Genomic DNA, 18,324 nt, shown 5'->3' with positions numbered 1-18,324 from the left:
AGAAGCATAAAAAGATTTGCGTTAAAAAAAACGGTTTAAGGCTTGGCGGATTTCTATATCCGGTTATTCTGTAAAACCATTACACAACATATAGAAGCGAATGTAAACGAGAAACATTTTGAAAATAAAAAGTGCATTTACATATTGACAATGATAATTAAGACTGCTATAATTATACTTTACTTTTTGGAAGAATCATGTTATAATGACTAAGATGTAAATCCACATAACGAGGTGAAGTTCATGCAGCAGAAACAAAAAGCGACAATTATGGACGTCAAGCGTGAGGTTGAAAACTATCGTGGAAAAAGAGTAAAACTGGAAGCCCATAAGAGCAAGAAAAAGCTCTATCAAAAAGAAGGCGTTATTGAAGGGACTTACCCAAGCATCTTTACCGTCAGCGTAAAGGAAGATAAACGGCCGACTCAGAGATTATCCTTCTCATATTCCGATGTCCTCACAAAAAGCGTTAAAATCGCATTAGTAGACGAAGTCGAAGGTGCTTTCAGCTACTAAGAATCCCACTGACATTTTGATTAAACCCGCATAAGCTCAGACGAAGGGGAAGAATCGCGTATTCTTCTTTTTTGATGCCAAATTTTGGCGGTTGAAAGCCCACAGACGGCGCCCTCGCAGGCGGATGTTAAATTTTAGACATCCATCTGCGAGGGCGCCGTTTTATTTGTTCTTCTTTTAAGACAAAGAGGGTATAATATAAGAATTGTACAAAGATTGGAGAACAAGTGAATGGAAGAAAAGCTACTGAATATACAGTCGGAGATCGGAAAGCTTAACGCAGTCCTGCTGCACCGGCCGGGCAAGGAGCTTGAGCGCATTGTACCCAACGTGCTCAAGGAGGTCCTCTTTGAGGATATCCCCTGGCTCAGGCGCATGCAGGAGGAGCACGACGCCTTTGCGAGGGTGCTCACCGGGCGCGGCATCCAGGTGTATTACGTGGAGCAGCTGCTGACCGATATTCTGGCAGACGCAGAGGTGCGCGAAAACCTGGTGCACGACGTCATCGACCAGAACCCGTCCTCGGGCAACTACATTGATGGATTTTTGCAGGAATATCTGCTTTCCATGGAGGACTGCAAGCTGGCGGAATCGCTGATCGCCGGCGTGCTTCAGAAGGAGCTGGACCATGTGGAACGGGAGCGGGTGCTCTCGGATTATATCAACGAATCCGAGCCCTATGCCTTTTACATGAACCCGCTGCCGAACCTGTATTTTATGCGTGACCCGGCGGTCACCATCGGCGACGGCATGAGCATCAGTTCCATGGCCACCGAGGTGCGCAAGCGGGAAAGCCTGTACATGCACTACATTTATAAAAATCATCCGTTGTTCGCCTCCTGCGGGGGGAAAACCTACTATGAATATGACAAGTTCTTCTCGGTGGAGGGCGGGGATATCCTGATCCTCAGCCCGACTGTGGTGGCGGTGGGGTGCAGCGAGCGGACTCAGGTGCAGGGCGTCGAGGAGCTGGCAAAGCGGCTGTTCGAGGATAACCCGGCCCTGGAGGGCGTGCTGGCCGTCAAGATTCCCAAGGACAGGGCTTTCATGCACCTGGACACGGTCTTTACCATGGTGGATTACGATAAATTTACCGTGTACCCGGGCATTCTGGACCACGTGGAAACCGTGATGATCCGCCGGGGCAGCAAGGGGCATATGCGCTACGAACACATCGACAGCCTGCACGACGCCCTGAGACGCGCCCTGAACCTCACCAGCATAAAGCTCATTGAGAGCGGCGGCGGCAATCCGGTGGCCGCGGCCAGAGAGCAGTGGAACGACAGTACCAATACCCTGGCCATCGCACCGGGGGTCATCGTGGCCTACGGGCGGAACGAGCGCTCCAACGAGGTGCTGGCCGAAAATGGCATTGACGTCATCAGCATTGAAGCCTCCGAGCTGGTGCGCGGCCGCGGAGGCCCGCGGTGTATGACCATGCCCCTTAACCGTGACCCGCTGAAATAAAAAAAGCGCCCTTGTTTTACGGCGTTTTTGGGAAAATATCGCTCAGCGGGATTTTAAGGTCCTCAAAAATACCGGAGGCCAGCGTTTCCTCAAGGGTGTACTCGCTGACCTCCCTTTTCCAGAAGGTATGGACAATGATGGTTTTTGACTTTGGGCTGACAATCCAGTATTCCTGCACACCTGCCAGCTGATATTTGTTGAGCTTGGTGAAAAGGTCGGTGCGCATGGAGCCTGGGCTCAGAATTTCCACCGCGATGTCCGGCGCGCCCTCATAGCGCTGATCCGAAAATTTTTCCGGATCACAGAGAACACTGATGTCCGGCACAAAGATGTCTTTGTTCAGACGAACCTCCAGCTCAGAAAAGGGGCGGCAGGTTTTGCCTTTGAAAAAAGGTGCGAGGGCGACGGAAAGATTAAACAGAATGCTTTGATGAAGGACTCCGGGACGCGGGGCCATCAGCACCATATCGTCAATCAATTCGTAGAGATGATGCTCATCCATGGGCAGTGCGTCAAATTCCTCCAGGGTAACCTTTGAGAAATGTTCGTTTTCTTATAATAGCGCCATGAGGGACACTCCTTTCGTGTGTTGTTGGCTTAATCATAGCACGCGGGAGGTCCCGGGTCAAATGATTGGGGGAGAGCATAATCCTTTCCTTAACGGTAATAAACAACAAAAATAAGTAAAAACCGCTGATATTGCGCTCAGCGGTTTTTTTCTTGGCTGAAAGCGGTAGCCGTAAATCTAATTCTATTATATAATAGGGTCAGGTATGGAAGGAGGATCGCATAAAAGGAGAGATAAGAAGTGAAAAAAACAAAAATCCTCGGGATTTTATTAAGTGTACTTTTAGCGGTATCCTTTACGGCCTGCGCGAAAACGGATAATGCCCCGCAGGGGGCTTCGAGCACAGGCAGTGTGGACGGCGTGCTGAAAAGCTACGCGTCCGGAACCCTGGTGATGACACGGGGCGATAACAGCGAGCTGACCTTTGACCTTTCAAAGGCGACCGTCAGCTGTAAGAATATGCTGTCCGGTGACAAGCTCACCATCTTATACGACGGCACCATCGAGGGCACCGACACCAGCGGCGTCACTGTGACGGAGATCAAGGACAACGGCTCCGCCGCGCCGAAGGAACAGACCATGGTGGGAACCGTCAGGAACCTGACCCAGCACTCCCTCACCCTCAAGGAGCCAGACGGCACCGAGTACAGCTTTAACACCGCGGGGGCCAGACAGGCGTACAAGAACGGCATCGAAAACGGCAACTGGGTTCAGGTAAAATACGTGGGCGAGATCAATGGCACCGACGCCACGGGCGTCAAGGTCCTTGAAATTGTGGACAATGACGAGAACATTAAAAAGGCCCAGGAGCCTGCCAAGGTCGAGATTAAGGCCGCGGACGAAAAGGTATGGGCCACCGACACCGTACACGTGCGGGAGTCCTACACCACGGATTCCAACGTGCTGGGCGATCTGGCGCCCGGCAATGAGATCACCCGTACCGGCGTTTGCGACAACGGCTGGTCCAGAGTGAACTACAACGGAAAGGACGCTTTTGTCTATTCCCAGTATTTAACGACCACACAGCCTGAGAGCCCAAGTGCGCCAGCGCCGGCCAAGCCGCAGCCAAGCCCGTCACAGCCCGCGCAGCCAAGCGCCCAGCCGACGCCAAAGCCGACCCCGGCACCCACCCCGGCACCAGCACCTGACCCGACGCCGGCACCCACGCCAGAACCGACGACAGCACCGACGCCGGAACCGACACCTGAGCCCACACCTGCTCCGGCTCCAGACCCAACGCCAGAGCCGACACCCGAACCTACACCCGAGCCTGAGGTCAAGACCCTCACCGGCTACGTGGTGAGCTACGCGGACGGCGAGCTTGTCGTTTTCGCCAACGGCGCCGATTATCCGCTGAACGTGACCGACGCCCAGCACAGTTATGTAAGCGGCATCCTGACCGGCAATGAAGTGACTGTCACCTACACCGGCGACCTCCAGGCCTATGAAAGCGTGGTGGTGCTGAGCGTGAGCGATTCAGAGCTGAATGCCGGCGACCGGTCTGTGATCACAGGTGTGATCGCGTCAGCCTCCATAAACACCCTGGATCTGACCACAGACGACAACACCGAGATCATGTTTGAGACCATGAACGCAGAGGTCAACAGCCAGAACTACCAGGTGGGGGCCCGCGTCAGCGTGACCCTGGACCTGTCCCAGAGCGTGGACACCTCCAACATTTTCCACGCCTTAAAGGTGGACGACGCGCAATAGCAGGCACAGGCGGACGTATGGAGCCGTCCGCCTGACCCATAAAAAGCCCGGCCCGCACCCGGGTTTTTTTTAATGGGAGGAGAGAGAACCACCGCTTAAATTCTTGAAGGAATCTTGAACTTTTATTTCCTGAAAACGTGTTAAGATAGAATAGAAGTATATTCTATATATCTATCTTTAGGAGAAATATTGGAGGTAAAAAATGTCAAAGAAATTGAGAACACGCCTGGCGTCAGCCCTGTCAGCGGTGATCATCCCCGTGACGCTGGTCTGCTCGAGTGTGCCGGCCCTGGCGGCAGGGACTGCCGGGAACCCTGTGGCGGATACCGCTGCCGCCGAGAGCAGCGAAAGCGCTGATAAAGCACTCGAAGCGTCAGAGAGCAGCCTTGAGCTGCCCGAAATCACCAGGGCGCTGGAGGAAATGGACGAAGCCCCAGCGGCTGAAGCGCCCGCAGAGGAGAAAACCCCGGCGGCAGAAAATAAGACTGATGAGGCCCCTGCGGCGGGAACGCCTGTGTGCGCCGTGACAACCGGTGTCCAGAGCCGCCAGGCAGGCGCGGACGTCACCTACGCTACCCTTAAGGAGGCCTTCGATTCCATAGAAGAGGGACAGACCGCGACCATTACCTTAACCGGGAACGCGGTGGTGGAGGATACCATTGTGGTTCACGGCAACGTGACACTGACAGCCAACGGCGATTATACCGTGAGCTTAAGTGAAGACACATCATCGAGATCGTTCTTTACCCTTTATGATGAAAATCAGCTGACCGTTGACGGCGCGGGCCATAGCATCACCCTGACAGTGGCGGAAGAGGTCGGTGGCATCATCAATGTCTGGAATGACAGCGTCTTAAGCCTGAAAGCGGGCACTACACTGGAGAACTGCAGTATTAACGCGAAAAACAACGCTGCGCTGAACATCATAGGCGCGGCAGTCACCGGAACATCAGACGGGGAGAATCCGGCGCTCGTGGGCGTTTCGGACAGCGCGGCCCTGAAAGCCACGGGCGCGGCCCTGCCAATCGTTGGTATCTTAAATGAGTGCGCCGCTTCTTTTGACGGCTGTGAGGTATATGGCATTGGGAACGAGGAGAGCCCAAACGTGAAGGTACAGGGCTCGACGGTCGGCGTGATTCAAAACGGGGGCTCAGAGCTGCTGATCAGCGACTCGTCGGTCGATAACCTGTTAAACGTCATGTTTGCCGCCCAGTTCACCCTGTCCGGCAAAACCGATATTGCGTACATCATGCTCGCGAAGAAACCCATCATACTGGCTGAGGATTTCAGCAGCAGCGTGGTCAGCAGGGTTTATACGGCCTATCCGCTGATATTTACAAACCCGGCCGTGCTGGCCGAGGCGGAATCGGGCGCGCTGAGCGAGGCGGCAGACGGCAGTTTTTGTTATCAGTTAGAGGGTAGTATGGACGCTCAAACCTACGCGCCCTATCTGAAGAACGGCAGGCTGGAAACCGCCAAAGTGTTTGAAACATACGTGTCGGTTAATCTCGAGCATAACAGCTACCCTTACACTGGCAGAGACCCGCAGGCCGAGGGCGGCCTCGGCAAGGTCACCATCACGGTGACGGACGAGGAGGGCAGGGAGATCACGCCGGCCGAAGGCAAGCTGACCACCACTTACACCCATTATCTGGACGTGCTTGAGACGCCGCCGACCCAGCTGGGGGATTACACGCTCAACGTGAGTTACGCCGGCGAGGAAAACCGCGCTGACCAGACCCTCACCCTTGGCAGCTCAGGCACAGCGTCCTTCATCATCGGAAGAGCTGAGTTGAAAGGTGATTTCGCGGACTTCCCGTCTGAGATTTCCGTCTCCCAGGGCAGTGTGCGCGCGGACTTCAGGCCCGCGGAGGGCATCGACGCGGCTCTGCTCAAACTAAACTACACTTGGACCCTCACCGACGAAGACGGGGCAGCCACCACCGTTCCGGGCGACACCCTGGAGCTGACCAAGGCGGATATCGGCAAAACCGCGCAGGTCTCTGTCGAGGATACCAGCGGTTTCTATTATGGCGAAATTACCAGCAGCCCCTTCACCGTTGGCAGGGTAGCCACCGGCGTCCGGATTGACGGGCTGAGCTATGATTCGGATTCCAATTACTTCGAGTCAAACGACGCCCTGCAGGCCCTGCTGACAAAGGATAATGCCGTCATCGTGACTTATCTGGACCCGGAAGGCCATAAGAATATCGCATATGACAAGGACGAAATCAGCCTGAAATACGACAGCGTTGATGACGGTATGCTTTTAGACAGAGCGCCCACCGAGCCGGGAACCTACAGCCTGAATGTCGCTTTCACACCGAATGACGCCCATCAGGCTCAGGATCTTCAGGCCACCAGCGTCTCTTACACCTACACCCTGATGATGCCCACCACCACAGAGATCAACGCGTCAGCCCTCAAGGGCAGCTACGACGTGTCCGATATCCAGAGCCTGGAAAAAGACCTGAAAAAGGCCACCACCGTCAGGGACAAGGACGGTAAGGCCATCAAGCTGGACCAAAACAGCGGCCTGCTGAGCTTTGAAGCCTACACCGACGCAGAGGGCAAAAACATCGCCCAGACCCCGGCGGCGGGTACTTACTACGTGCGCGCGTTCTATAACCGGGACGGCCAGGAAAAAGCCCATATCGCGAGCAGCAGCGAGCTGGTAAAAATCACCCTGACCCAGAAGGCAGGACCGGACAGCGGCACCACCGCGGATACCACCACCGGCACCACCCCGGGCAACCCGGCAACCGGGACGCCCTACAGCGCGGGCTTGTCACTGGTACTGCTGGCAGCGCTGGCAGGCGGCTCCGTACTGGTTCTTAAAAAACGCAGCTAGGCAATAAAAACAACAAAAACCCACTGTGGCGTGAGCCGCAGCGGGTTTTTTTAATACAGGAGAAAAACAGCCTATGCCATTGGCAGGGAGTCCCTGTTCAGCTTTGCGCCGTAGATGTATAAGCCTGGAACCACCAGACCGAGCAGCGCGTAGAGAATACCGGAAAAGGTGAAGCCCGCTCCGGCCATGTTGACAATGGCGGCGAGGATAGAAATAATTAAGACAACAATACCGATTTTAAAGCATCCGTCCGCTTTGCTTGATTTATTACAGCCCTTGATCCCCATCACGCCGGCGACCAGCTGGATAATGGAGGCGATCACATAGACGACCACGATGGCTGTTACAGGGATGGCGCCGCTGCCGGTGCCCTGGTCCACAAGGGCAACCCCGAGCAGCAGTGTGAGCAGCCCATAGCATAAAACGCCGAGGATGCCGCCGATCAGCAGCAGAATACCGGTTACCTTCAGATAAGTTTTACCTTTCATTGTTTACTCCCTTAATAAAGTATTTCGAGTGTTTACACACTTATGTTTGATTATAAATCACCATTAATAGCTAAACAAGCTTTTTACCGATAACGTCTTTTTTTTACCGCAATCACAGCGGATCAATCTGAAAGCCCGCACAACTGCAAACGATAAAGCATTGCTTAAACGCGGTGGTTAGGGTAAAATAAAGTCAAATAATGACGATAAATGAGGAGGAATTCCGATGGGGATTGATTTAAAAGGCCGTAGCTTCCTGACATTAAAGGATTTTACGCCAGAAGAAATAAACTTTATGTTAGACTATGCCGCTGCGCTGAAGAAAAAGAAAAAAGAAGGCCGTCCGGGCAGGCTGCTTGCCGGCAAAAACATCGTGCTGCTGTTTGAAAAAACATCCACCCGCACACGCTGTGCCTTTGAGGTCGCGGGCTTTGACGAGGGCGCCTGCGTGACCTTCCTGACCAACAGCCAGATGGGTAAAAAAGAGTCCATCGAGGACACCGCCAAGGTGCTGGGCCGCTTTTACGACGGTATCGAGTTCCGCGGCTTTAAGCAGGAAACCGTGGAAGCGCTGGCGGAATTCTCCGGCGTGCCGGTATGGAACGGCCTGACCGACACCTACCACCCCACCCAGATTTTAGCCGATATGCTGACCATCCAGGAAAACTTCGGCGAGCTGGCAGGACGCCGCCTGGTCTATGTGGGCGACGCCCGCAACAATATGGGCAACTCCCTGATGATCGGCTGCGCCAAGCTGGGCATGCACTTTGTGGCAGTGGCGCCCAAGGTGCTGTTCCCGGAAGAGGGTCTGGTCGAAGAAATGCGCGCCATCTGTGAGGAAACCGGCGGCAGCATCACCCTGACCGACGACATTAAGGCGGGCGTGAAGGGCGCGGACGCCATCTACACCGATGTGTGGGTTTCCATGGGCGAGGAGGACCAGATGGCAGAGCGCATCAAGCTGCTGGCGCCTTATCAGGTCAACACCGAAATGATGGAAGCCACCGGCAACCCGGACGTGATCTTCCTCCACTGCCTGCCGTCCTTCCACGACCTGAACACCGATGTGGCAAAGGACGTTCACGAACGCTTTGGCCTGACCGAGCAGGAGGTGACCGACGAGGTCTTCAGAAGCCCGGCCTCCAAGGTCTTTGACGAAGCCGAAAACCGCATGCACACCATCAAGGCGGTCATGTGCGCCACCCTGGCCACCAACCAGGTCGATGCAGACGGAAAACCAATCGTGGACTGATCAGATTAGTTAATAGTGGATAGTGGATAGTTATTGAACAAAAAGCCAGAGGCATTTTGAATTTAAATCAAATCCGCGTTGCGGATTTGTTCTTAAACGATCAATTATCAACTATCAACTCGAGTGTCTAAAGCGAACAATTTTTATCCTATATTACCGGAGGGAACTATGGAAATACAAAACATCACCAAGCTTCAAAACGGCTCAGATATCCGCGGGATTGCCATGGAAGGGGTCGAGGGCGAGCGCATTAACCTGACACAGGACATGGCCATGAAGATCGCCTACTCTTTCAGCAAATGGCTGAAGGCGAAAACCGGAAAGGACAGCCTGAGCGTGGCTGTGGGCCGCGACAGCCGGCTGACCGGGCCGAACCTGGCGCAGGCCGTCTGCCTGGGGCTGGTATCGGACGGAGGACATGTGTATGACTGCGGCATTGCCACCACGCCAGCCATGTTCATGACCACCCTGGACCCGGAGATGGACTGCGACGGCGCGGTCATGATCACCGCCAGCCACCTGCCTTTTAACCGCAACGGCATCAAGCTGTTTACCAAGGACGGCGGCCTGAACAAGGAGGACATCGCAGCGATCCTCGAGCAGGCGGAAACCATCGTCACCGATTTTAAAATCGGCGGCAAGCGTGAGGACACCGCCTTTATTCCCAGGTACGCGGCCAACATCGTCGCCATGATCCGCGAGGCCACCGGGGAGGAAACACCCCTCAAGGGCGCGCACATCATCGTGGACGCGGGCAACGGCGCGGGCGGCTTCTTTGCCGAGGGCGTGCTGGCCCCGCTGGGCGCCGACACTGAGGGCAGCCAGTTTCTGGACCCGGACGGCCACTTCCCGAACCACATCCCCAATCCGGAGGACCCGGACGCCATCAACGCCATCCGTCAGGCAGTGATTGACAGCAAGGCCGATATGGGTATCATCTTTGACACTGACGTGGACCGCTCTGCTGTCATCGACGAAAAGGGCGACGCCATCAACCGCAACGGCTTCATCGCCTTTATTGCCAGCATGCTGCTGGAAAAATACCCGGGCACCACCATCGTGACCGACTCCGTCACCTCCACAGGCCTGACCGAGTACATCGAGGGTCTCGGCGGGCACCACCACCGCTTTAAGCGCGGCTACAAGAACGTCATCAATGAGGCGGTCCGTCTGAACGCCCACGGCGTGGAGACCCACCTGGCCATGGAAACCAGCGGCCACGGGGCCATCAGGGAAAACTACTTCCTGGACGACGGCGCTTACCTGGTTACCATGGCGCTCATCAAGTTCGCCCAGCTGCACCGCGAGGGCAAGCCGCTCTCAGTGTTCCTGAAGGATCTCAAGGAGCCCGCAGAGGCCAGAGAGTACCGCTTTAAGATCACGGCAGAGGACTTTAAGGACTACGGCCAGGAGGTGCTGGACGGCTTCCGTAAATTCGCGGAGGAACAGCCAGGCTGGACCATTGTGGAGCCCAACTTTGAGGGCATCCGAGTGGACTGCGGCGAGGACGCTGGCAACGGCTGGTGCCTGATGCGCATGTCCCTCCACGACCCCATTATCCCGCTAAACATTGAGTCTGACGAGGTGGGCGGCTGTGAGAAGATCAAGGCAGCCATCGACGTTTTCCTGAAGGATTACGCAGAGCTTAAATAGTAAAATAGAAATAGAAAAAGGGCCTCTCGGCCCTTTTTTTATTGGTAAATCTTAAAGCTGTTCTTCCCCTGGGCTTTCACGTCGTACAGGGCGCTGTCGGCTTTTTGGTACAGGGCGGCAAAGTCGCTGCCGTCCTGGGGCGCCAGTGAGACACCCACGCTGGCGGAAATATGGCAGCTGTCCGCGGTGCCGCCGTACTGGATACACAGGGTGGCCACGAGGCTTTCGGCCTTTTCCCGGGCGTATTCGGCTGAGGGCACCGGGACAAAGGCGGCGAACTCATCACCGCCGATGCGGCCCACAATATCGTCCTCCCGGAACTGGGCCTTCAGCACTGTGGCGAACCGGGCGATGACCAGGTCGCCCATGGCGTGGCCGTGGGTATCGTTGACCTCCTTAAAGTCATCAATGTCCAGAATAAAGAAGGCATAGGTATTCTCCGGTGATTCCGCCAGAAGCCGGTCGGTCAGCTCCTGGGTGGCAACCTTATGGTAGAGGCCGGTGAGGGAATCCCGGCTCATTTTTTCAGCCATGTATTTTTCACGCTGCTTTTCATCGTCGATGTTCTGGCGGTACACAAACATGCGCACCGACTGGTCTTCTTCCCAGAAGAAGAGGCGCGCCGTAATGCGCATCCAGTAATAGCTCTCGCCGCCGTCCTTGGTGATCATAAACTCGTAGCGCAGGTTCTCAATGTCCATATCATAGGCCGTGAGGACCTGGGCGGGGCCGAAGGTGAACAGGTAGCCCTCGCGGTATTCAGCCTTGATCTGCTTCTCGGCGATGATTTCCAGGGCTTCGTCGTAGGCGGCGGTGTCCTCGGGTACGCCCAGGCTCTCAAAATACTGGTGTGTGGCCTCGCTGGCGGCCCGGTTGTGGGTGATGTCGATCTCGTAAATATTTTCGTAGATTTTCTGCGTCTCTTCTTTGAAGATGGCGCTGTGCTTTTTCTCGCGCTCCAGGGTCAGCCCCACGATCTGAGCGTTGTAGCGCCTTATGATCCGGGTGGTAATGATGAGCACCGTAGCGGTGACAAGGGCGATGACCAGGAGGCCGATACAGAGCTGGACGATGGTCCTGTTGCGCCAGGCGGTGGTGTCGTTGTCGATTATAAGGTACCATTTAAGATTAGGTACATAGCGGGCCACCGCGTAGCCCTCGTGGCCGTCCGCGTGGTACCAGAAGGCGTTCTCGGCGTTCGGTGAGGGGAAGGCCTGGTCCTCAAAGACCGCGCAGCCGTCAATGTCGAAAAGGCTGGCGGGCTCGAAGCCAGTCTGGTCGGTGGAGATCTGGATGGTGCCGTCTGCGCCAATCAGGTAGGCCTTGATGCCGAACTGGTTCTCGTAATCCCGGAAGATGCCCTGGAGGGAATCCACCTTGAAGCCGACGCCTACCACGCCCAGCACTGACCCGTCGTCTCCCTTGATCTTACAGTTGATAAACACTGTCACCTCGTTCTGGGCAGCCTCGTCATTGTCGATGTTGAGACCGGTGTCTTCCCGGCCGTTCAGGAAGGAATAGTACCAGTCGTTTTCGGGGTTGCCGGGGGCCAGAGTGCGGTCGACGCCGTTAAAGTGGTAATAGCGGCTGGTCTGGCTGGAGACCAGAAAGACGGAATCGTAGCTGTACTTTTGCTTGTAGGCGTACAGGTAGTCCCGCATGGTCTGGACAAAGGCGGCCTCGTCACCCCTTTCGGCCTCCTCGGTCAGGAATTCCTTGAGCAGGTGGTCGTTGGCCATGGTCAGGGAGATGTTGATGGGTTTGGTGAAAATGGCGTCGATCTGGTAGTAAATGCCCTCGGAGGTAAGGGCGGAGATGTGCTCCACATCCTTTTTAAAGATCCCGTTGTTGGAGTGGTAGCTGACATAGGAGGCCACCGCGAAGCCCAGAATAATAATGGCGCAGATAAAGCAGTTTGTCTTGAGTAAAGCATCTTTTTTCATAAACGACCTCCTGTCAATTATTTTCGTGCAAATAGAATGAGCCGCTAAAAAGCAGCTCATTCATAAAAGATCATGGTATCCCGGCCTGCACGCTTGGCTTTGTAAAGGGCGCGGTCGGCCTTGTCGTACAGCTCCTGAAAGCTTTTGCCGTGGACAGGGAAAAGGGCGACGCCGATGCTGATGGTGAGCGGGAGCTCGGTCAGGCTAAGGCTTCTCAGTCGGTTCCTGAGCACGTTCAGCCGCGTTCCGATTGTGGCTGTGTCGGAAAGGCCGCGCATAAAGATCATGAACTCGTCGCCGCCCAGGCGGCCGGAGAAATCATTGTTGCGCAGGCTGTCCTTCAGGGCGCTGGCAACCTCCTGGAGAACGGTGTCGCCAAAGCGGTGGCCGTAGGTGTCGTTGAGCTCCTTGAAATGGTCGATGTCCAGAATGATGAGGGCATGGCGGGTGGCAGTGCCCCGGCGCAGCACACGGCCAAGACGCTTGACCAGGGCGGCCCGGTTGTAAAGCCCGGTGAGGGGGTCGGTCTGAGAGAGTCGGCGCAGCTCCAGGGACCGCCGCTTCTCGCTGTCCACGTCCTGGATGAGCACAAAAAGCCGCACAACGCCCACAAAGGGGTCGTCCACCATCTGAGCCTCAGCCCGCGCCCAGAAAATGCCGCCCGCCTTGTTGTAGCGGCGGTAATCAAGGGAGAGCTCGTCATTGCCCGCGCGGTGCTTTTCCAGCAGGTGGTCACGGTTAAAGAAACGGACGAACTTCTTGCGGTCCTCGGGCACGGTGTACAGGTCGGCGGTAAACTGGGCCAGTGAGAGGAGGCTGTGGGTATAACCTGTGGGAATATCCCCCTTGGTCTGTCCCTCATATTTTTCAAGGACATCGGCGGTCAGGTTGAACTCGTAGTAAGCGACACAGTTCTCGCGCTTCTGCTCATAGGTCCTGGCCCAACGCTCGTAAGCCACCTCGCGCTCATGCAGGTCGGTGCTGTCAAAGTAGGTGAGGATGGCGGTGATGGGGCTGCCGTCAGTGTCATAGACCAGTGAGTAATCCGCGTTGAACCAGGAGTAGGCATTCTTTGTGGTGGTGCGCAGCTTGACGGAGGTGTGGCCCTCGGGCTTGCCATCCAGTATATCCTTAAAAAAACGGGCGTAATCCGCGGCGCTCTCCTGAGCTACGATGCCGCTCTCGATGGCGCCGTCGGGGACGTTGTTGGTGCTCTCGGGCAGGCCCAGCAGACGGGCGGCCTCGCCGGTGCGGGTCAGGGTTTTTGTCCGCAGGTCGTACCGGCCGATAAATTTGTCGGAGTGGCGCAGGGCGATCCGGTTCTCCTCCTCGCTGATGCGCAGGGCCTCCTCGGCAGTCTTGCGGTCTGTGATGTCAAAGACCGCGCCGAACAGAGTGTCCTCCTCGGGGTTGTACTGGCAGCGGACCAGCACCCAGATGGCTTTGCGGTCAATGGTTATGCAGTGGTTTTCCAGCTCAAAGGCGTAAATGCCCGTGTCGATGTAGCGGCCGATCCTCTGGCGGAGCTGAGGATACTCATTTGGCATGACAATGCGCCGGCAGTTCGTAAAGCCCGCGGCCTCGGCGCTCTCCCGGGTGTAACCGTAGGTCTGGTAGAAAAAACTGTTGGCGTACAGCAGGGTCAGATCCTCATCAGTCAGGGTTTTGAACACGCCGCAGGGCACCAGGTCGGCATAGCTGCTGCTCCGGCTGCGCTTCAGGTAATTCAGATCCGCGAAGTGGCAGAGGATGACAGGCGGCCCGGTTTCGGGCGCTGAAACCCGCTGGCAGGAGGCGCAGACCCAAATGGGGCTGTCCTGCGCGCCGGACAGCTTCATGCCCACGCGCTCGGTTTTTCCAGGGGGCAAGGCCCGGAGAAAGGACTGAAAGGCTGGAAGATCTCCCTTCTCCATATAGGGCGCGAAGGAGCAGGGGAGTGCGTCCTCGCCCAGAAAGGCCATGAGGCTGGGGTTCAGGTAGAGCGGCGTCAGCGCTTCGTCGGCCTGGAAACAAGCGATGCCGTCGGAGAGAAACTCAGGCATTTCGGATGGCCTTTCGGCCGTAAAAAAATAGAGCGAATGTGTGGTTTGTGCTGCCATGAGTGATTCTCCTTTAAAATTGATTATTTTATCTATTTTATCATTTTTCGGCTAGAAAAACAATGCAGGTCGTTATAGCAAAAAGTAATGACTTGACAAAATTGGTAAAATAAAAGCCGGATAAAGGTATAAAACACCTAGTTTTAGGCGACCTCCCCTTTATAGCTGGCGCTCCAGCTCCCGCAGCATGAGCTGGAGGTCCAGCGGCTTGGCGAGGTGGCCGTCCATGCCGGCCTCCCGGGCTTTCTCGATGTCGGCCGCGAAAGCGTCAGCAGTCATGGCCATGATGGGCACACGGCGGGCGTCTTTTCTGGGCAGCGCCCGGATTCTGCGGGTGGCCTCGTAGCCGTTCATGACCGGCATCTGCACGTCCATGAGGATCAGGTCATAGTAGCCGGGAGAGGAGAGGGCAAATTTCTCACAGCCCTCGGCGCCGTTGGCGGCGCAGTCTACCGCGGCGCCGGCCTGGGATAAGAGCTCGGCGGCGATCTCCTGGTTGAGCGGATTATCCTCCACCAGCAGGAACCGTCTGCCGCCAAAGTCGTACCGGGGTGTTTCCCCGGCGCGGCGGTCGTTCTGGCGTTCGCCGTGGACTAGGCGCTTGAGGGTGTGGCAGAGCGTGGATTTGAACAGGGGCTTTGAGACAAAGTCGTTGGCCCCGGCGCCCAGGGCCTCTTTTCGGATGTCGGCCCAGTCGTAGGAGGAGGCGATGAGAATGGGGAGCGCTTCCCCAAGCCGGGCGCGGATCTGGCGGGTGACCTCCAGGCCGTCGGCGCCAGGCATCTTCCAGTCCAGGATCAGGACGTCAAAATCCTGCCCGTCCTCATGGGCCGCGATGACCCGCTGTACGGTGTCCTCACCGTTTTCGGCGCACTCGGCCCTCAGCCCAAGGGCGTCCAGAGTCTGGACAGCGTACTCGCACATGAGCGCGTCGTCGTCGGCGATGAGCACCCGCAGGGGCGGCAGATCGGGGTAGCAGGGCGGGGTTTCCTCAATGCGCAGGGACAAATACACCACAAAGGTGCTGCCCTTGCCCTCTGTGCTGCGGACGGTGATGCTGCCGCCCATCATGTCCACAATCCTTTTGGTGATGGCCATGCCCAGGCCGCTGCCCTCAGTTTTATCCACCCGTCCGTCATGCTCGCGGGCAAAGGAATCGAAGATGTGGGCCATGAAATCTGCGGACATGCCCATGCCAGTGTCGGAGAAGGTGAAGCGGAACTGGCCCCAGCCGGCTTTGGCGGCGGGGAATTCCTCCAGGGTCAGGGTGATGCTGCCGCCCTCGGGCGTAAACTTGACGGCGTTGGACAGGATGTTGATAAAGACCTGCTTGAGGCGCAGCGGGTCTGAGCTCAGGTGCTCGTGCTCCACGCCAAAGGTGCGGATGAACAGGTGCTGGTGCCTTTCCTCGGCGGAGGGCTGGATGATGGCCACGACGTTTTCCATAAAGCCGGGCAGGGAGAAGGCGCTGTTGTTCAGGGCCATGCTGCCGCTCTCGATGGCGGTCATGTCGAGCACGTCGTTGATGAGCCCGAGCAGGTGCTGGCTGGAGAGGGAAATTTTATCCAGGCAGTTTTCCACGCGCCCGGGGTCATCCAGATGCACTCTCGCGATCTCAGTCATGCCCACGATGGCGTTCATGGGCGTGCGGATATCGTGGCTCATGCTGGACAGAAATTCGGATTTGGCCCGGCTGGCCTGCTTGGCGGCGTCCAGAGCCTCCTTGAGCGCTGCGGCCTGGGCCTCAAGCTGGCTCTGCATTTCCCGCAGCTCGGTCACGTCGGTGATGTCGATGAAGATGGCGAGATAGATGGGCTCCTGGTTCTTCCAGTCCACGCAGGTGGCGTTCAGCTGGAGTTTTGCCCTGCGCCCGTCGGCGCCCTGGACGGTGAGGCCCAGGCTGAAGGGCTGCCCGGATAAGATCTTTTCCCGGCTGCTGTCGATGGCCTGCCGGTTCAGGCTGTAGTTCTGCTTAAAGAGCGGGTTCTGCCGTCCCTCCCAGCAGCCGTCGCCGAAGAAGTCGGTGTAGCGCGCGTTGGCCTCCAGCAGGGTGGGCTTAAAGTCCCTGCCGATGTGGTACTTGGCCGCAAAGCCGGGCAGGGCGTTGTAGGTGATGGTCTGGGTTTTCTGCATGAGCACCAGGTCGTTGATGTCGGTCATGACCGTGTAAGAGACCTGGTAGCCCCCGATGTACTCGTCGGCAAAGGTGGCCACCATGCGCACCCAGACGTGCTCTCCGCCTTTTTTGGGCATGTGGGAAATATGGGTGTAGCCGCCTCTGTTGTTCGTGACAGCGTCCACGACCACCTCGGTGAGCCTTGCGAGCTCCTCGGGGTCTTCGGCGTAGTAGGTGTCGCACAGGTTGTGGTAGCGGGCCTCGTAGGCCTCCTTGTCCCAGCCGATGAGCTCGTAGTAGAACTCATTGGCCCAGACCAGGGTAAAGTGCTCGTCCAGCAGATGCTTGCTGACGCTCACCTTCAGCAGACTCATGAGGGTATTGTACTCGTAGCCTGTGATGCCGTTGGTTTGTCTATGGTCGTCGTATTCCATTTTGGTTCCTTTCAGTGGTTTCTTTGTGCAGGTACATGCGGGCGTCGGCGGTACGGATGAGCGCGCCGGGGGTTTCGGCCTCGCCGCTCTGTGCCAGGCCGTAGCTTACGGACATGTCAAAGGGGTGGCCGGGCATGTGGCTGCGGGCCCGGAGGCCGCGGTTTACCTGGCGCAGGCGGTCGCTGGCGATGGCGGGCAGCAGCCCGGGAAAAAGGATGAGAAACTCGTCGCCGCCGTAGCGGTAGAGCTGGTCTTTGTCTGTCCGGCAGGCGCGCCGCAGGGTCTGCGCCGCGGTGAGCAGGTAGAGGTCGCCCATCTCATGCCCCAGGGTGTCGTTCACCCGCTTCAGGTCGTTGAGATCTGCGAAGCAGAGACAAAAGGGCATGCCCTCCCTTAGCAGCGCCTCCAGGGACGCTTCGGCCATCTGCCGGTTCAGGCATCCGGTGAGCGCATCGGTGGAGGCGATGCGGCTCAGCGCCAGCTCCTCCTCCTTTTTCTGGCGCAGCTCGGCGAGCACCTCACGGTTGAGAGCCCGGTAGTGATTCAGGCGGCTGATGCGGGCCGCGTAGCGCACGCCCAGGCCAAGGCCCAGCAGGGAAAAGACGCAGGATTTGACGCCCCAGAGCTTGAGCACCAGAAAATTGCCGGGCTCGGAGTAGATGAGCAGGTTGAGCACCAGGTACAGGTAGATGGCCAGGCTCAGCTCAATCAGAAAATATTTGCGGGTCTTATCCTGGAAGATGACCCGGGGGTTGTCGATGTGGGCCTCCCAGCGCCGTCCAAGATGGAAATACAGCCCGGCGGCCAGAAAGCCCAGGCCCACGGGATAGCGCTTGAGGTTGCCTGCGGCCTGGGTATCATTGCTGAAGCTGGTGAGCGGCAGGTCAAAGATGGCGGCCAGCAGGCAGCGGAACAGGATGTTTAAGGCCAGGCCGATGATCATGGAGATCAGGGCCAGAACAAAGCTGTCGCTCAGCGGACAGCGGAAAAAGCAGAGGATCTCAATGAGCAGCAGCACAAAGATGAGCAGCCAGTTGACCACCAAGTGAAGCTGCATGAAGGAGCAGACCATAAACAGCGCGTAGTTCATAAAGAATGAGAGGACAATGTACGGCTTTTTTATGGGCTTCATGAGCACAGACTCCGCGTAGCGGAAAAACTGCCAGTTCTGATAAAAGTAGATCAGGGCAATGAGGATGAGGGACAGCAGGTTGATGGGCATGG

General features: G+C 56.8%; 12 protein-coding genes. 6 read left to right on the top strand and 6 right to left on the bottom strand.

Annotated features, from left to right (window positions below; genetic code table 11):
- Positions 1-243 precede the first annotated feature (243 nt).
- On the top strand, positions 244-516 hold the full coding sequence (locus tag B2M23_RS00920; protein WP_052237059.1) for a Veg family protein: 273 nt from the start codon (positions 244-246) through the stop codon (positions 514-516).
- A 231-nt stretch (positions 517-747) separates the two neighbouring features.
- Positions 748-1,983, top strand: a complete 1,236-nt coding sequence (locus tag B2M23_RS00915) for an arginine deiminase (RefSeq protein WP_038350916.1) — start codon at positions 748-750, stop codon at positions 1,981-1,983.
- Between the two features lie 16 nt (positions 1,984-1,999).
- Here B2M23_RS00915 and B2M23_RS00910 read toward each other — a convergent pair whose 3' ends face one another.
- Entirely contained in the window at positions 2,000-2,509 is a 510-nt protein-coding gene (locus B2M23_RS00910) for a Uma2 family endonuclease (RefSeq protein ID WP_038350915.1), read from the bottom strand.
- A 282-nt stretch (positions 2,510-2,791) separates the two neighbouring features.
- Here B2M23_RS00910 and B2M23_RS20855 point away from each other — a divergent pair, with 282 nt between their 5' ends.
- Both B2M23_RS20855 and B2M23_RS00900 read left to right on the top strand, forming a co-directional pair.
- Complete coding sequence (locus B2M23_RS20855; protein ID WP_038350914.1) at positions 2,792-4,264, top strand: SH3 domain-containing protein; 1,473 nt, start codon at positions 2,792-2,794, stop codon at positions 4,262-4,264.
- Between the two features lie 202 nt (positions 4,265-4,466).
- Positions 4,467-7,115, top strand: coding sequence for a hypothetical protein (locus B2M23_RS00900; RefSeq protein ID WP_038350913.1), 2,649 nt, complete (start codon positions 4,467-4,469; stop codon positions 7,113-7,115).
- Between the two features lie 71 nt (positions 7,116-7,186).
- Here the strand turns inward: B2M23_RS00900 and B2M23_RS00895 are convergent, their stop codons facing one another.
- Positions 7,187-7,603: a hypothetical protein gene (locus B2M23_RS00895; protein ID WP_038350912.1), complete on the bottom strand. Its 417-nt coding sequence runs from the start codon at positions 7,601-7,603 to the stop codon at positions 7,187-7,189.
- Between the two features lie 226 nt (positions 7,604-7,829).
- Between B2M23_RS00895 and argF the strand changes: the two genes are divergently transcribed.
- Both argF and B2M23_RS00885 read left to right on the top strand, forming a co-directional pair.
- The gene (gene argF, locus B2M23_RS00890) at positions 7,830-8,855 is read left to right on the top strand and encodes an ornithine carbamoyltransferase (protein WP_038350911.1); all 1,026 of its coding nucleotides are present in this window, start codon (positions 7,830-7,832) and stop codon (positions 8,853-8,855) included.
- Positions 8,856-9,023: 168 nt separating this feature from the next.
- Positions 9,024-10,508 (top strand): phosphohexomutase domain-containing protein, encoded by a 1,485-nt coding sequence (locus tag B2M23_RS00885; RefSeq protein ID WP_038350910.1) that lies wholly within the window; start codon positions 9,024-9,026, stop codon positions 10,506-10,508.
- Between the two features lie 38 nt (positions 10,509-10,546).
- On the opposite strand, the gene B2M23_RS00880 is transcribed toward B2M23_RS00885, so the two are convergent.
- The 4 genes from B2M23_RS00880 to B2M23_RS00865 form a co-directional block, all read right to left on the bottom strand.
- Positions 10,547-12,451, bottom strand: a complete 1,905-nt coding sequence (locus tag B2M23_RS00880; RefSeq protein WP_038350909.1) for a sensor domain-containing diguanylate cyclase — start codon at positions 12,449-12,451, stop codon at positions 10,547-10,549.
- A gap of 56 nt (positions 12,452-12,507) precedes the next feature.
- On the bottom strand, positions 12,508-14,550 hold the full coding sequence (locus B2M23_RS00875; RefSeq protein WP_038350908.1) for a sensor domain-containing diguanylate cyclase: 2,043 nt from the start codon (positions 14,548-14,550) through the stop codon (positions 12,508-12,510).
- A 159-nt stretch (positions 14,551-14,709) separates the two neighbouring features.
- On the bottom strand, positions 14,710-17,100 hold the full coding sequence (locus tag B2M23_RS00870) for a response regulator (protein WP_038350907.1): 2,391 nt from the start codon (positions 17,098-17,100) through the stop codon (positions 14,710-14,712).
- Positions 17,081-18,322, bottom strand: a complete 1,242-nt coding sequence (locus B2M23_RS00865; protein ID WP_038350906.1) for a GGDEF domain-containing protein — start codon at positions 18,320-18,322, stop codon at positions 17,081-17,083. The genes B2M23_RS00870 and B2M23_RS00865 overlap by 20 nt, the downstream gene beginning before the upstream one ends.
- Positions 18,323-18,324: the final 2 nt, after the last annotated feature.

The sequence above is a fragment of the Eubacterium limosum genome (assembly GCF_000807675.2).
GTDB classification, from domain to species: domain Bacteria; phylum Bacillota; class Clostridia; order Eubacteriales; family Eubacteriaceae; genus Eubacterium; species Eubacterium limosum.
Note: the sequence above shows the minus strand (reverse complement) of the source record. Positions and strands in the feature narration are given on the sequence as shown.